Raw genomic sequence first — 14,319 nt, 5'->3', positions numbered from 1 at the left:
CCCGGCCGTCACCCGGTACCCGACGGCGTCGGGGCCGGCTGGGAGGCGCTCGCGGGTACGGGCGTGGGGCTCGCCGGGGCGGGTGTGCTGTCGCCGGCCGCCGGTGAGGTGGACCGGTCGGATCTCCCGCAGTCGTGCAGGCGGCCGTACGCCGAGCAGGTCCCGCCGTGCGGGTACCACCTGGTGTGGGCGATCCAGGCGAAGTAACCGGTGCTGTTGCGCCGGCTGTCCGGCATGTACTGGTCCGTCATCGCGGAACCGGCCGAGGCGAGGAGCAGCAGCAACGGGATGCAGATGATCCCGAACGGGACGCCGGTGCGAGGTGTGGCCGCGGGATCGGGGCGGGCGGCCAGCCGTTCGCGCAGGGCGGTGAACCCGAACAGCAGCCCGAAGCCGGTGAGGATCAGCAGGCAGTAGAGCAGGACCATGGTCGTACGTGGATAGAGGCGTACGGTCAGGGTCTCCCACTGCTCGCTGGCCAGCCACATCCGCAGCAGCCAGGCGCTGACCGCGCAGAGCCCGACCGTGACCACCACGGTCCGGCGCCAGCCGAACCAGAGCGCGAGCCCGAGCCCGACCACGAGTCCGATGGTGAACAGCCCCACCCCACCGAGTTCACCCAGCGGCGGCCAGGCCGGTCCGGCGTCGGCCGGTCGGTCGTTGCGCCACATGGCGACGTACGCGGGCTCGGTGTCGGTGTCGAAGTAGAAGTAGTTGTCGGCGGTGCCGCCGGTGCCGGCGAGCAGTCCCCGCAGGTGCACCCAGGAGACCACCAGCAGGGCGGCGAGTGTCGACGTGGCGAGCAGCAGGACCTTCGCCCAGGCCCGTCGCCACGGCGCCAGGAGCAGGAACGCGGCGGCCACCCCGGCGGCGCACCAGACGAACCAGCCGGAGTAGAGCAGGAAGAGCAGGCCCAGGCCGGTGCCGTAGGCCAGGCCGAGTCCGACCGTACGCCGCAGGTCGAGCCCGGCGGTCCGGCGGACCGTCTGCAGGTAGCGGACCAGGACCGGGATCAGCATGACCAGGGTGATCTGCGGGTACGGCTTGACCGGCTCGATGAACGGCAGCATGGCGACCACGCCGATGCCCAGTGCCCAGACCGGGCGGAGGACCAGCCGCCAGGCGAGGTAGGCGGCCGGGCCGAACAGGGCGGTGCCGACGAGCTGGATCTCCTTGATGGCGAAGGCGTGGGACTGGTCGCTCACCTTCGCCCAGCCCCGGATCAGCCAGAAGATGGCCGGCGGGTAGTGGTTCGGCACGGTCTCGCCCCGCGTCATCCGGCCGATCCAGTCGAGGATCCAGGCGTAGTCGCCGCCGCCGGCCCACAGTCCCCACTCGGTGCCGCGCAACGCGACGTCGATGCCCCCGGCCACCAGCCCGGTGGTCAGTCCGGCGATGACCGCGCAGCCGACGGTGACCGCCCGGCCCCGCCGTCCCGGGGTGAGCAGCCGGTGGGCCAGGACCAGGGCGGTGACCAGCACGATGGCCACCACCGCGAACCGGAACTGGAGCGCGGCCAGACCGCTGACCTGCCCCTTGCGGTCGAGCGGGTCGACGTCGACGGTGCGGCTCCAGGCCAGGAACGCCACGGCGGTGCCGACGCTGGCGACCGCCTCGATCGCGTACCAGGGGAGCCGGCGGGATCCGGCGGCGGCGATGCCGGTGCCGCCGGTGTCGCCCGGCCCGGTGGCCGAGGTCGCCGTGGTGCGGGTCTCCGGATGGTCCGTACGGACCGTTCCGGTCTGCTCCGGTGGGGCCACGACCTCCTGCCGCGGGTTGGGCACAACCGAGCTGTCGTGGGTTGTCATCCTGCCCCTTCGACGCAACGCTACGGCTTCCTGACGGACTGCTACGGCTGGTTGGAGACGGTATCGCAGTCGGTGGCGAGTGCGGTGGAGGTCAAGGTGGCGCGGCCGACGGAAGCCGGATGTGTCTCTTCTCAAGGGGCCCGTGTCACCGGTGCCGGGCACCGCGCGAGGCGACTAGGCTTCTCGGTCTGGCGACCCCCGGACCGGCCACAGCTGGTGCCCCGGGTGGTCCCTGCTGTGCTGACGCTGAGGTGAAGGGGGTCCCGGTGTCTGACTCGTTCGTGCACCTGCACACGCACACCGAGTATTCGATGCTCGACGGGGCGGCCCGGCTCAAGGAACTCTTCGCCGAGACGAACCGGCTCGGCATGCCCGCGCTCGCCATGACCGACCACGGCAACCTGTACGGGGCGTACGACTTCCACAAGCAGGCGACCGCGGCCGGGGTGAAACCGATCGTGGGCCTGGAGGCGTACCTGACGCCCGGCACCGACCGGCGGGACCGGACCAGGGTGCGGTGGGCCGACGGTGGCGAGAACGACGTCTCCGGTGGTGGCGCCTACACCCACATGACCCTGCTGGCCCAGCACGCGGACGGGCTGCGCAACCTGTTCGCGCTCGCCTCCCGGTCGAGCCTGGAGGGTTACTTCTACAAGCCGCGCGCCGACCGGGAACTGCTCAACCAGTACGGCAAGGGCATCATCGCGACCACCGGGTGCCCGTCGGGTGAGATCCAGACCTGGTTGCGGATCGGGAACTTCGAGAAGGCGTGCGAGTCGGCGGCGGAGTTCCGTGACATCTTCGGCGCGGACAACTTCTACCTGGAGTTGATGGACCACGGGTTGAACATCGAGACCCGGATCCGCAAGGACCTGATCCGGCTCGGCAAGACCCTCAACCTGAAGCCGATCGCCACCAACGACCTGCACTACACCCACGCCGCCGACGCCGACGCGCACGAGGTGCTGCTCTGCGTGCAGTCCGGGTCGACGATGGCCGACCCGAAGCGGTTCAAGTTCGACGCCCGTGACTTCTACCTGAAGTCGCCGGCCGAGATGCGCGCGATGTGGGACGCCGAGGTGCCGGGCGCCTGCGACAACACCCTGGAGATCGCCGAGAAGATCGGTGACTACAAGGAGGTGTTCGCCTCCCGGAACCTGATGCCGCAGTTCCCGGTGCCGGACGGCGAGACCGAGGAGACCTTCCTGCGCAAGGAGGTCATGCGCGGGCTCCAGCGGCGGTTCCCGGGCGGGGTGCCCGAGGACCGGCTGCGCCAGGCCGAGTACGAACTCGACGTGATCCTGAAGATGGGCTTCCCCGGCTACTTCCTGGTCACCGCCGACCTGATCGCGTACGCCAAGCGGGAGCGGATCCGGGTCGGTCCGGGCCGTGGTTCGGCCGCCGGCGCGCTGATCGCGTACGCGCTCGGGATCACCGAGTTGGACCCGATGGTGCACGGTCTGCTCTTCGAGCGGTTCCTCAACCCGGACCGCATCTCGATGCCCGACATCGACATGGACTTCGACGAGCGTCGGCGCGGTGACATGATCCGGTACGCCACCGAGAAGTACGGCGAGGCCCGGGTCGCGCAGATCATCACGTACGGCACGATCAAGGCGAAGGCGGCGATCAAGGACGCGGCCCGGGTGCTCGGTTACCCGTTCGCGGTCGGCGACCGGATCACCAAGGCGATGCCTCCGGCGGTGATGGGCAAGGACATCCCGCTCGGCGGCATCTTCGACAAGGCCCACCCGCGTTACCAGGAGGCGGCCGAGTTCCGGGCGCTGTACGACTCCGACGGCGAAGTGGCGAAGATCGTCGACACCGCCAAGGGGCTGGAGGGGCTCAAGCGCCAGTGGGGTGTGCACGCGGCCGGGGTGATCCTGTCCCGTGACCCGCTGGTCGACGTCCTGCCGATCCACAAACGGGAGCAGGACGGCTCGATCATCACCCAGTGGGACATGGGTGCGTGCGAGACCATCGGCCTGCTGAAGATGGACTTCCTCGGCCTGCGCAACCTGACGATCATGGACGACTGCCTGGAGTCGATCAAAGACAACCGGGGCATCGACCTGGTCCTGGAAGACCTGCCGCTGGACGACAAGGCGACGTACGCCCTGCTCGGGCGCGGTGACACCCTGGGGGTGTTCCAGTTCGACGGTGGCCCGATGCGGGCCCTGCTGCGGTCCATGGCCCCGGACAACTTCGAGGACATCTCCGCCGTCGGCGCGCTCTACCGGCCCGGCCCGATGGGCGCCAACGCCCACAACGAGTACGCCGACCGGAAGAACAAGCGCAAGCCGGTGGTGCCGATCCACCCCGAGCTGGCCGAGTCCCTGTCCGAGATCCTGGGCGACACCTACGGGCTGATCGTCTACCAGGAGCAGGTCATGGCGATCGCGCAGAAGGTGGCCGGTTACTCGCTCGGCGCCGCGGACCTGCTCCGCCGGGCGATGGGCAAGAAGAAGAAGGAGATCCTCGACAAGGAGTTCAAGCCGTTCGCCGCCGGCATGAAGGACAACGGCTACTCCGACGAGGCGATCAAGACCCTCTGGGACATCCTGGTCCCGTTCTCCGACTACGCCTTCAACAAGGCGCACAGCGCCGCGTACGGGGTGGTGTCGTACTGGACGGCGTACCTGAAGGCGAACTATCCGGCCGAGTACATGGGCGCGCTGCTCACCTCCGTCGGTGACGACAAGGACAAGTCCGCCGTCTACCTGGCGGAGTGCCGGCGGATGGGGATCAAGGTCCTGCCGCCGGACGTGAACGAGTCCAACGCCCGGTTCGCCGCGGTCGGCGAGGACATCCGGTTCGGCCTCGCCGCCGTACGCAACGTCGGCACCAACGTGGTCGAGTCGATCCGCCGCTCCCGCAAGGAGAAGGGCCGGTTCACCGACTTCTACGACTACCTGCGCAAGGTCGACGCGGTCGCCTGCAACAAGAAGACCATCGAGTCGCTGATCAAGGCGGGGGCGTTCGACTCGCTCGGGCACACCCGCCGGGGCCTGCTCGCGGTGCACACCGACGCGATCGACTCCTTCCTCGACCTGAAACGCAACGAGGCGGTCGGCCAGTACGACCTCTTCGGCGACGCCTTCGGCGCCGGTGACAGCGGCCCCGGCATGATCGTCACCCCGCAGATCCCGACCAACGAGTGGGACAAGACCGACCTGCTCACCTTCGAACGGGAGATGCTCGGCCTGTACGTCTCCGACCATCCGCTCTTCGGGGTCGAGCACGTACTCGCCGCCGCGGCGGACATGTCGATCGCCTCCCTGGCCGAGGAGGGCAACGTCTCCGACGGGCAGATCATCAACCTCGCCGGCATCCTCTCCGGGGTGCAACGCCGGATCACCAAGCAGGGCCGGGCCTGGGCCTCGGCCACCCTGGAGGACCTCGGCGGCGCGGTCGAGGTGCTGTTCTTCCCGAACACGTACGAGGTGGTCGGGCAGTACATCGCCGAGGACGCGATCGTGGTGGTCAAGGGACGGGTGGACCGCCGCGACGACCAGCCCCGGCTGATGGCGATGGACATGTCGATGCCGGAGATCACCGCCGCCGACGAGATCAAGCCGGTGGTCCTGGCGTTGCCCCCGTCGCGGTGCACCCCGCCGCTGGTCGAGCGGCTGCGCGAGGTGCTGACCAGCCATCCCGGTTCGGCCGAGGTGCACGTCAGGCTGGTCAACGGCTCCCGGGGCACGCTGCTGCGGCTCGGCCGGATGCGGGTGGCCCCGAGTACCGCGCTGATGGCCGACCTCAAGGCACTGCTCGGCCCGAGCGCGGTCGCGGGCTGACCCCGGTGGGCGCTGCGGCGGTTCGGGTGCGGTTGTCGACCCACGGGCAGCCGCTGGGCGCGCGGATCGGGCAGTCCACGGATCCGCCGCCCGACGTGGGTGGTGGGCCTGAGAGGATCACGGAGTGAGCCCGGCAAAGCCCGATGACCAGCATCCCGCGGACGACCCCAGCGTCGCCCGGGACGAGAACCGGCGACCCGTGACGGCCGCCCAGGACGGCCCCGACCCGGCCGATCCCCGTACCGCCGCCGGGCCGGCCACGGACGCTGGTGACCCGGCCACGGACGCTGGTGGGGCACCGGGCGGCGTACCGGACCGGGCGCCACAGCCCGTCGGGTCCGCGCCCGAGCCGCCGGGCCCGCCGGTCAACGGCTACCCCCTGGTGTACGACCAGCCGGCTCCGGCCCGCCCGCGGGCGCCGCTGCGGACCCTGACCGTGGCGGTGGCGACCGTCCTGGTGCTGACCCTGCTCGGCGCCCCGCTCGGCCTCGCCTGGCGGGCGGTCGCGCCCTCGGTGCCGGTGATCCAGGCCGACGGCGGGGCGGTGCTCGCCCAGCCCCAGCCGGAGGAGTTCGTCGCCGCCGACGGGTGGTTCAGCCTCTTCGGCCTGGTCTTCGGGCTGCTCGCGGCGCTCGTGGTGTGGTGGGTCCTGCGCCGTTACCGGGGACCGGTGGGCATGGTGCTGGCCGCCCTCGGTTCGATCGGTGCGGCCGTGGTCGCCTGGCAGGTGGGCCGGCACATCGGGCTCGGCGAGTACCAGCGGATGCTGGAGACGGCAGCGGCCGGTACGAGCTTCGGCAAGCCCCCGGACCTGCGGGCCGGTCGCTTCGAATGGCTGTTCGGCTTCGTCCCGGTGCTCCGGGGCGACCTGCTGTTGCCGGCGTTCGGCAGCGTGGTGATGTACACCATGCTGGCCGGTTGGTCCCGTTACGCGGGGCTCGGGGCCGAACCCGAACCGGTCGGCCTCAGTTGGGACTCGGCGGCACTGCCAGTTCCGCCAGCGGCACCGGAACCGCCCGCACCTGGCGCAGCAGAGCCGCCTCGCGACTGAGCAGCCGCAGCTCCGCGCGGAGCCGTTCGGCGGTGTCCGGGGTGGCGAGCAGCCGCTGCCGGTCCGCCACGGTGAGCGCGGCGGTCGCCGCCACCAGGTGCGAGAGCACCGTCGGGTCGTCCGGCAACTGCTCGGTGATCTCCTCCGGGTCGGCCCGGATCAGCCCCAGGTACTGCCGGAACACCGCGAGCACCCGGGGCGCCAGCAGGTCGGCCGCCTCCTCCTGCCCCGCCGGCTCCGGCAGCCACTCCACCTCGGCGGTCAGGTACGGCGCGGCCCCCTCGTCGACCTCGCTGATCCGGAACCGCCGCCGCCCCACCGTCACCAGGTCGAACCGGCCGTCGGACAGCTCGGTGACCTGCCGCACCTCCGCCGTACAGCCGATCTCGTGCAGGGTCACGGCCTCGGCGGGCGCGGCCGGGCCGACCTGGCCGGGCGCCGGCTGGGTCTCCCAACCGCTGCGGATGGCGACCACGCCGAACTCGCGGGGGGTGCCGTCGGGCAACCCGATCAGGTGCCGGACCAGTTCCCGGTAGCGTTCCTCGAAGATGTGCAGCGGGAGGACCAGACCCGGGAAGAGCACCGTCCCGAGCGGGAAGACCGGCAGCCGTGCGTGCACCGGTCGAGCCTAGCCGCTTTTGCCGCGTACGGGTCGCCGCCGAGTTCGAAGAAGTCGTCCCGCAGGCGGTGGTGGCCGGGGTCACCGTCCCGCCCGCTGGGCGTGCCCGGAGAGCCGGGCGCGGCGCCGCCTAGACTCGTGGGCGTGCTGAATCGGATCGACCTGCGCGGTAGCGCGCGTGACCCCCGGGGGCTGCTGCCCCGTGCCCAGCTCGACGTCTCGGTCGCGGCGGAGCAGATCCGCCCCATCGTCGAGGCGGTGCATACGGACGGGTTCACCGCGATCCGGGAGGCCACCCATCGATTCGACGGCGTGCAGCTCGACCAGCTCCGGGTGCCGGCCGAGGCGATCGCCGCCGCCGAGCGGGCGCTCGACCCTGCCGTACGGGCCGCGCTGAACGAGAGCATCAAGCGGGCCCGCCGGGTCCACGACGAGCAACGGCGTACGGACACCAGCACCGAGGTGGTGCCGGGCGGCACGGTCACCGAGCGTTGGGTCCCGGTCGACCGGGTCGGTCTCTACGTCCCCGGTGGCCTGGCCATGTACCCCTCGACCGTGGTCATGAACGTGGTGCCCGCGCAGGCGGCCGGGGTCCGGTCGCTGGTGGTGGCGAGCCCGCCGCAGCGGGACAACGGCGGGCTGCCCGACGACCGGGTGCTGGCCGCGTGTGCCCTGCTCGGCGTCGACGAGGTCTACGCCGTCGGTGGTGCGCAGGCGGTCGCGATGCTCGCGTACGGGGCGGACACCGACGCCAGCGGTGCCACCCGGTGCGCACCGGTCGACATGATCACCGGTCCGGGCAACATCTGGGTCACCGCCGCCAAGCGGCTGCTGCGCGGGGTGGTCGGGATCGACGCCGAGGCCGGTCCGACCGAGATCGCCGTACTGGCCGACGAGACCGCCGACGCACGCCACGTCGCGGCCGACCTGATCAGCCAGGCCGAGCACGATCCGCTGGCGGCGAGCGTGCTGGTCACGCCCTCGGTGGCACTCGCCGACGCGGTCGAGGAGGAGCTGACCCGTCAGCTCGCCGCGACCAAGCACGTCGAGCGGATCACCGTGGCTCTCTCCGGTGAGCAGAGCGGGGTGGTCCTGGTCGACGACCTCGAGGCGGGGCTGCGGGTGGTCGACGCGTACGCGGCCGAGCACCTGGAGATCCAGACCGTCGACGCCCGGCAGTGGGCGATGCGGGTACGCAACGCCGGGGCGATCTTCGTCGGTCCGTACGCGCCGGTGTCGCTCGGTGACTACTGCGCCGGGTCCAACCACGTGCTGCCGACCGGCGGCTGTGCCCGGCACTCCTCCGGGCTGTCGGTCCAGTCCTTCCTGCGCGGCATCCACATCATCGAGTACGACGAGACCGCTCTGCGCGACGTCGCCCCGTACGTGGTGACCCTGGCCGAGGTGGAGGACCTGCCCGCGCACGGGCAGGCGGTGTCGGCCCGGTTCCCGGACGAGCGGCTGGGGCGGCCGTCGTGACCTCCCTGGACGACCTGCCACTGCGGCCGGACCTGCGCGGCCGGTCCCCGTACGGGGCACCGCAGTTGGAGGTCCCGGTACGCCTCAACACCAACGAGAACTCGTACCCGGTGCCGGAGACCGTGGTGGACGCGATCGGCAAGGCGCTGCACGCGGAGCTGGCCGACCTGAACCGCTACCCGGACCGGGACGCGCTGGCGCTGCGCGCCGACCTGGCCGACTACCTTGGGCACGGGCTCGGTACGGCCAACCTGTGGGCGGCGAACGGGTCCAACGAGATCCAGCAGCAGCTTCTCCAGGCGTTCGGCGGGCCGGGGCGGACCGCGCTGGGCTTCACCCCGGCGTACTCGATGCATCCGCTGCTGGCGCTCGGCACCGGCACCACCTGGCTGGACGGGCGGCGCGACGGGGAGTTCGGGCTGACCGCCGCCGACGCGGTCGCCCAGGTCGAGGCGCACCGCCCGGACCTGGTCCTGCTCTGCTCCCCGAACAACCCGACCGGAACCGCGCTCGACCCGGCCGTGGTCACCGCCGTGCTGGCCGTCGCGCCCGGCATGGTGGTCGTGGACGAGGCGTACGCGGAGTTCGCCCGCCCCGGTACGCCGACCGCGCTGACCCTGCTGCCCGGCCACCCCCGGCTGGTGGTGACCCGGACCATGAGCAAGGCGTTCGGCTTCGCCGGTGGGCGGCTCGGTTACCTGGCCGCCGACCCGGCGGTGGTCGACGCGGTGCAACTGGTCCGGTTGCCGTACCACCTCTCGGCGCTCACCCAGGCCGCCGCCCGGGCCGCGTTGGCGCACCGGGACGCCCTGCTGGCGACCGTGGACGCGATCAAGGTGCAGCGGGACCGGATCGTCGACACCCTGCGTGACCGGGGTCTGCGGGTGGCCGAGAGTGATGCCAACTTCGTCCTGTTCGAGGTCGGCGGGGACCAGGGCGTGGTGTGGCGGGCCCTGATCGACCGGGGGGTGCTGGTCCGCGACGTCGGCCTGCCCGGCTGGCTGCGGGTCACCGCCGGTACCCCGGCCGAGACGGATGCCTTTCTGACCGAGTTGTCGATCGTGCTGGAGTCGCTGTGAGCAGAACCGCCCGGGTCGAGCGGACCACCAACGAGACCAAGGTCCTGGTCGAGATCGATCTCGACGGCACCGGCCAGGCCGAGATCAGCACCGGGGTCGGTTTCTACGACCACATGCTGCACCAGATCGCCCGGCACGGCGGTTTCGACCTGACCGTACAGACCGTCGGTGACCTGGAGATCGACGCGCACCACACGGTCGAGGACACCGCCCTGGCGCTCGGCACCGCGTTCGACCAGGCGCTCGGCGACAAGGCCGGCATCCGGCGGTACGGTTCGGCCACCATCCCGATGGACGAGGTGCTGGTCCGGGCCGCGGTCGACCTCTCCGGTCGGCCGTACGTGGTGCACGACGAGCCGGCGCTGGCGCCGTACATCGGGCCGGTCTACCCGACCAGCCTGACCCGGCACATCTGGGAGTCGTTCGGCCAGTCGGCCAGGATGACCCTGCACGTGTCGGTGCTCCGGGCGGCCCGCGACGGCGGCCACCCGGACGCGCACCACGTGGTCGAGGCCCAGTTCAAGGCGGTCTCCCGGGCGCTGCGCGAGGCGGTCACGGTCGAGGCGCGCAACGCCGGGCTGATCCCCAGCACGAAGGGCGCGCTGTAGTGGCACCGGCGCTGTTCGTCCTGGCCGGGGTCCTGGTCGGCGGGGTCTGGTCGCTGCGTCGGCAGGGTGCCTCGGTCGGCGTGATCGGGTTCGTCGGTCTGCTCGCGCTGCTGGCCACCGCCGGTGGTGTGCTCTGGCTGCTGCCCGGGGACTCCTGATGCCCGCCGTGGTGGTGCTCGACTACGGCTCGGGCAACCTCCGGTCCGCGCAGCGCGCCCTGGTCCGGGCCGGTGCGGACGTGACGGTCACCGCCGACCTGGCCGCCGCCGCAGCCGCCGACGGCCTGGTGGTGCCGGGGGTGGGGGCGTACGCGGCCTGCATGGCGGGGATCGAGGCGCTCGGTGCCGGCCCGGTGATCGCCGAGCGGGTCGCCGCCGGCCGTCCCGTGCTCGGCATCTGCGTCGGGATGCAGATCCTCTTCGAGTACGGCGAGGAGCACGGGGTGGTCAGCAAGGGACTGGGCCTGCTGCCCGGCGGGGTGACCCGGCTGGCCGCCCAGCGGGTGCCGCACATGGGTTGGAACACGGTCGACCCGGCCGCCGGTTCGGTTCTCTTCGCCGGCCTGCCCGACGACGCCCGGTTCTACTTCGTGCACTCGTACGCCGCGGCCGACCGGGACGTACTGACCGGGGCGGGGGCGCGGGTGACCACCGCGACCCACGGCGGGCGGTTTGTCGCCGGGGTGGAGCGGGGTGTGCTCTCCGCCGCCCAGTTCCACCCGGAGAAGTCCGCCGACACCGGTGCGCTCCTGCTCCGCAACTGGCTGGGGACGCTGTGAGCGGGACGGGCCGGTGAGCAAGGAGCGGGCCCGACGACGGGCCGTACGCGAGGCCGAGGCCGAGAAGGCACGGGCGGTACGCGCCCGGCGGGTGGCCCGCCGTCAGTGGCGGCGTACGCTGCTGCGGCGCCTCACCCCGCGGCTGCCGGACCGGCGTACCGGGCGGATGTTCGCCCGGCGCAGCCGCAGCCAGCGGGCCGGGGTGGCGGTGCTCTCGATCGCGGTGCTCGGTGCGATCTGGTTCCTGGTCGACGACCTGGGCCTGCGCCTGGGTTTGATCATGTTGCTGCTGCTCGTACTGCCGGCGGTCGTGGTGCTCGCGTTCGGGCGCCGGATCTAGACCCTTCGTTGTGACCGGGAACCACCGGCGGGTCGCCGGAGTCCGGATCACCTAGACACAGGAGACACTGTGAGCCTCACCCTGTTTCCGGCCGTCGACGTAGCCGACGGCCGGGCGGTACGCCTGGTCCAGGGCGCCGCGGGCAGCGAGACGACGTACGGCGATCCGATGGACGCCGCCCTGGCCTGGCAGCGGGACGGGGCGACCTGGCTGCACCTGGTCGACCTCGACGCCGCCTTCGGCCGTGGCTCGAACGCGCACCTGCTGGCCGACGTGGTCCGGCGGCTGGACGTGCAGGTGGAACTCTCCGGTGGCATCCGGGACGACGAGTCACTGCGGGCGGCGCTCGGCACCGGTGCGGCCCGGGTCAACATCGGCACCGCCGCCCTGGAGGATCCGGTCTGGTGCGACCGGGTCCTGGCCGAGTACGGCGACCGGGTGGCGATCGGCCTGGACGTGCGCGGTCGTACGCTGTCCGCCCGTGGCTGGACCCGCGACGGCGGTGACCTGTTCGAGGTCCTGGAGCGGCTGGACAAGGCCGGCGCCAGCCGGTACGTGCTGACCGACATCACCAAGGACGGGACCATGCGCGGGCCGAACCTCGACCTGCTGCGTGAGGTCTGCTCCCGTACGGACGCGCCGGTGATCGCCTCCGGTGGTGTGTCCACTCTGGATGACCTGCGGGCGCTGGCCGCGCTGGAGCCGATCGGGGTGGAGGGTGTGATCGCCGGCAAGGCGCTCTACTCCGGTGCGTTCACCGTGGCCGAGGCGCTCGCCGTACTGGCCGAGTAGGGCCGGGGTCGCCATCCACGCGGATGGCGGACCGTACCCAGATCAGTTGTGCACAATTGAATTGAGGGCTATCGTTCACCTCATGGATGTGGACGAACTGGCGCTGGACCAGCAGGTCTGTTTCGCGCTGTACGCCACCTCCCGTGCCGTCACCGACCTCTACCGGCCGATCCTGGACGAGTTCGGGCTCACCTACCCGCAGTACCTGGTCCTGCTCGTGCTCTGGAAACGGCCCGACGACCCACCCACGGTCAAGCAACTCGGCGCCGAACTGCACCTGGACTCGGGCACCCTCTCCCCGCTGCTCAAGCGGCTGGAGCGGGCCGGCCTGGTGACCCGGCGGCGGGCGGCCCGGGACGAACGCCTGGTCGAGATCGAGCTGACCGGCGCCGGACGGGCGCTGCGCCAGCGGGTCGAACAGGTGCCCCGGCGGATCGTCCGGGCCACCGGGCTGACCGGGCCGGACCTGGTCGCGCTGCGCGGCACCCTGAACCAGATCACCCAACTGATCCACCAGCAGAAGGAGCAGTGATCACCATGCAGGTGCTCTACACGGCAGAGGCGCAGTCCACCGGCGAGGGCCGGGGCGGCAAGGTGCGTACCAGCGACGGAACGCTGGAGATCGACCTCGCGGTGCCGAAGGAGATGGGTGGCGAGGGCGGCGGCAGCAACCCGGAACAGCTCTTCGCCGCCGGTTACGCGGCCTGCTTCCACTCCGCCCTCAAACTGCTCGGGCGCAAGGCGAAGGCCGACGTCACCGGCTCCGTGGTGACCGCCGAGGTGGGCATTGGACGCGGCGAGGGCGCCGGCTTCGGCCTGGCCGTGGCCCTCGTGGTCGACCTGCCCGAGATCGACCGGGCCGCCGCCGAGCAGCTCGTCGAGCAGGCCCACCAGGTCTGCCCCTACTCCAACGCGGTGCGCGGGAACATCGAGGTGGACCTGCGGCTCGGGCAGACCCGATGAGCCGCACCGGCCGGGAGATCCACCTCGCCAGCCGCCCGCACGGCTGGCCCACCCTGCAGAACTTCAACCTGGTCAAGGTGCAGGTGCCGGACCCCGGACCGGGGCAGGTCCTGGTCCGCAACCAGCTCATGTCGGTCGACCCGTACATGCGCGGACGGATGAACGACGTCAAGTCGTACGCGGCGCCGTACCAGCTCGACGCACCGCTGTACGGGGCTGCGATCGGCGAGGTGATCGCCAGCGAGACCGACGCGTTCCAGCCCGGTGACCTGGTGCAGCACAACCTCGGCTGGCGGGAGTACGCCGTACTCGACACCCAGGGGGCGCACCGGATCGACCCGGAGGTCGCACCGGTGTCGGCGTACCTCGGCCCGCTCGGCGGGATCGGGCTGACCGCGTACGCCGGGCTGGTCGACGTCGCCGCGCTCCAGCCGGGCGAGGACGTCTTCGTCTCGGCCGCCGCCGGCGCGGTGGGCAGCGTCGCCGGCCAGATCGCGAAGCTCAAGGGCGCCGGACGGGTGGTCGGCAGCGCCGGCTCGGCGGAGAAGGTGCAGCGCCTGCTCGCGCTCGGCTTCGACGCCGCGTTCAACTACCGCGACCAGCCCGTACGGGAGTCGCTGAAGGAGGCCGCGCCGGACGGGATCGACGTCTACTTCGACAACGTCGGCGGCGACCACCTGGAGGCGGCGATCTCCTCGCTCCGGCTGCACGGCCGGGTGGCGATCTGCGGCATGATCTCCCAGTACAACGCGACCGAACCGGTGGCGGGACCGCGCAACCTGGCACTGACCGTGTCGAAGCGGCTCACCCTGCGCGGGTTCCTGATCCACGACCACATCGGGCTGCGCGAGCAGTTCCTCGGCGAGATGTCCGGATGGCTGCGCTCCGGGCAGATCCAGTACGACGAGACCGTGGTCGAGGGCCTGGACAACGCCCCGTCGGCGTTCCTCGGCCTGCTCCGCGGCGAGAACCTGGGCAAGATGCTGGTACGTCTCTGACGGTGTC

General features: G+C 71.6%; 14 protein-coding genes. 12 read left to right on the top strand and 2 right to left on the bottom strand.

Annotated features, from left to right (window positions below; all coding sequences use genetic code 11):
* Positions 1–8: 8 nt before the first annotated feature.
* Positions 9–1,808, bottom strand: a complete 1,800-nt coding sequence (locus ACWEFB_RS27225) for a hypothetical protein (protein WP_452289837.1) — start codon at positions 1,806–1,808, stop codon at positions 9–11.
* Positions 1,809–2,074: 266 nt separating this feature from the next.
* On the opposite strand from ACWEFB_RS27225, the gene dnaE reads away from it, so the two are divergent.
* Both dnaE and ACWEFB_RS27215 read left to right on the top strand, forming a co-directional pair.
* On the top strand, positions 2,075–5,605 hold the full coding sequence (dnaE, locus tag ACWEFB_RS27220; RefSeq protein WP_452289835.1) for a DNA polymerase III subunit alpha: 3,531 nt from the start codon (positions 2,075–2,077) through the stop codon (positions 5,603–5,605).
* Between the two features lie 199 nt (positions 5,606–5,804).
* The gene (locus ACWEFB_RS27215; RefSeq protein ID WP_452289878.1) at positions 5,805–6,656 is read left to right on the top strand and encodes a DUF2567 domain-containing protein; all 852 of its coding nucleotides are present in this window, start codon (positions 5,805–5,807) and stop codon (positions 6,654–6,656) included.
* Here the strand turns inward: ACWEFB_RS27215 and ACWEFB_RS27210 are convergent.
* Positions 6,571–7,275 carry an LON peptidase substrate-binding domain-containing protein gene (locus ACWEFB_RS27210; RefSeq protein WP_452289833.1) on the bottom strand — a complete coding sequence of 235 codons (705 nt, stop codon included), beginning with the start codon at positions 7,273–7,275 and terminating at the stop codon, positions 6,571–6,573. The two genes, ACWEFB_RS27215 and ACWEFB_RS27210, sit on opposite strands and share 86 nt — an antisense overlap.
* 144 nt (positions 7,276–7,419) lie before the next feature.
* Here ACWEFB_RS27210 and hisD point away from each other — a divergent pair, with 144 nt between their 5' ends.
* The 10 genes from hisD to ACWEFB_RS27160 all read left to right on the top strand — a co-directional run bounded on the left by hisD (position 7,420) and on the right by ACWEFB_RS27160 (position 14,312).
* Positions 7,420–8,754 (top strand): histidinol dehydrogenase, encoded by a 1,335-nt coding sequence (gene hisD, locus ACWEFB_RS27205; RefSeq protein ID WP_452289831.1) that lies wholly within the window; start codon positions 7,420–7,422, stop codon positions 8,752–8,754.
* Positions 8,751–9,833 carry a histidinol-phosphate transaminase gene (locus ACWEFB_RS27200; RefSeq protein WP_452289829.1) on the top strand — a complete coding sequence of 361 codons (1,083 nt, stop codon included), beginning with the start codon at positions 8,751–8,753 and terminating at the stop codon, positions 9,831–9,833. Before hisD ends, ACWEFB_RS27200 begins: the two co-directional genes overlap by 4 nt.
* Positions 9,830–10,441 carry an imidazoleglycerol-phosphate dehydratase HisB gene (gene hisB, locus ACWEFB_RS27195; RefSeq protein ID WP_452289827.1) on the top strand — a complete coding sequence of 204 codons (612 nt, stop codon included), beginning with the start codon at positions 9,830–9,832 and terminating at the stop codon, positions 10,439–10,441. Before ACWEFB_RS27200 ends, hisB begins: the two co-directional genes overlap by 4 nt.
* Positions 10,441–10,599 carry a hypothetical protein gene (locus tag ACWEFB_RS27190; RefSeq protein WP_363597544.1) on the top strand — a complete coding sequence of 53 codons (159 nt, stop codon included), beginning with the start codon at positions 10,441–10,443 and terminating at the stop codon, positions 10,597–10,599. The genes hisB and ACWEFB_RS27190 overlap by 1 nt, the downstream gene beginning before the upstream one ends.
* Complete coding sequence (gene hisH, locus ACWEFB_RS27185) at positions 10,599–11,219, top strand: imidazole glycerol phosphate synthase subunit HisH (RefSeq protein WP_452289825.1); 621 nt, start codon at positions 10,599–10,601, stop codon at positions 11,217–11,219. The genes ACWEFB_RS27190 and hisH overlap by 1 nt, the downstream gene beginning before the upstream one ends.
* A 13-nt stretch (positions 11,220–11,232) precedes the next feature.
* Complete coding sequence (locus ACWEFB_RS27180; RefSeq protein WP_326556792.1) at positions 11,233–11,559, top strand: hypothetical protein; 327 nt, start codon at positions 11,233–11,235, stop codon at positions 11,557–11,559.
* 69 nt (positions 11,560–11,628) lie between these two features.
* The gene (priA, locus tag ACWEFB_RS27175) at positions 11,629–12,351 is read left to right on the top strand and encodes a bifunctional 1-(5-phosphoribosyl)-5-((5-phosphoribosylamino)methylideneamino)imidazole-4-carboxamide isomerase/phosphoribosylanthranilate isomerase PriA (RefSeq protein WP_326556793.1); all 723 of its coding nucleotides are present in this window, start codon (positions 11,629–11,631) and stop codon (positions 12,349–12,351) included.
* A gap of 82 nt (positions 12,352–12,433) precedes the next feature.
* Positions 12,434–12,883, top strand: a complete 450-nt coding sequence (locus ACWEFB_RS27170; RefSeq protein ID WP_326556794.1) for a MarR family winged helix-turn-helix transcriptional regulator — start codon at positions 12,434–12,436, stop codon at positions 12,881–12,883.
* Positions 12,884–12,888: 5 nt separating this feature from the next.
* The gene (locus ACWEFB_RS27165) at positions 12,889–13,314 is read left to right on the top strand and encodes an organic hydroperoxide resistance protein (RefSeq protein WP_452289876.1); all 426 of its coding nucleotides are present in this window, start codon (positions 12,889–12,891) and stop codon (positions 13,312–13,314) included.
* Positions 13,311–14,312, top strand: a complete 1,002-nt coding sequence (locus ACWEFB_RS27160; RefSeq protein WP_452289821.1) for an NADP-dependent oxidoreductase — start codon at positions 13,311–13,313, stop codon at positions 14,310–14,312. The genes ACWEFB_RS27165 and ACWEFB_RS27160 overlap by 4 nt, the downstream gene beginning before the upstream one ends.
* Positions 14,313–14,319: the final 7 nt, after the last annotated feature.

It is taken from the genome of Micromonospora sp. NPDC004704 (genome assembly GCF_053601675.1).
Note: the sequence above shows the minus strand (reverse complement) of the source record. Positions and strands in the feature narration are given on the sequence as shown.

Bases quoted from the DNA above. Each gene is read 5' to 3' on its own strand.
- ACWEFB_RS27225 (WP_452289837.1), bottom strand. From the start codon at position 1,808: ATGACAACCCACGACAGCTCGGTTGTGCCCAACCCGCGGCAGGAGGTC.
- hisH (WP_452289825.1), top strand. From the start codon at position 10,599: ATGCCCGCCGTGGTGGTGCTCGACTACGGCTCGGGCAACCTCCGGTCC.
- ACWEFB_RS27170 (WP_326556794.1), top strand. From the start codon at position 12,434: ATGGATGTGGACGAACTGGCGCTGGACCAGCAGGTCTGTTTCGCGCTG.
- ACWEFB_RS27165 (WP_452289876.1), top strand. From the start codon at position 12,889: ATGCAGGTGCTCTACACGGCAGAGGCGCAGTCCACCGGCGAGGGCCGG.
- ACWEFB_RS27160 (WP_452289821.1), top strand. From the start codon at position 13,311: ATGAGCCGCACCGGCCGGGAGATCCACCTCGCCAGCCGCCCGCACGGC.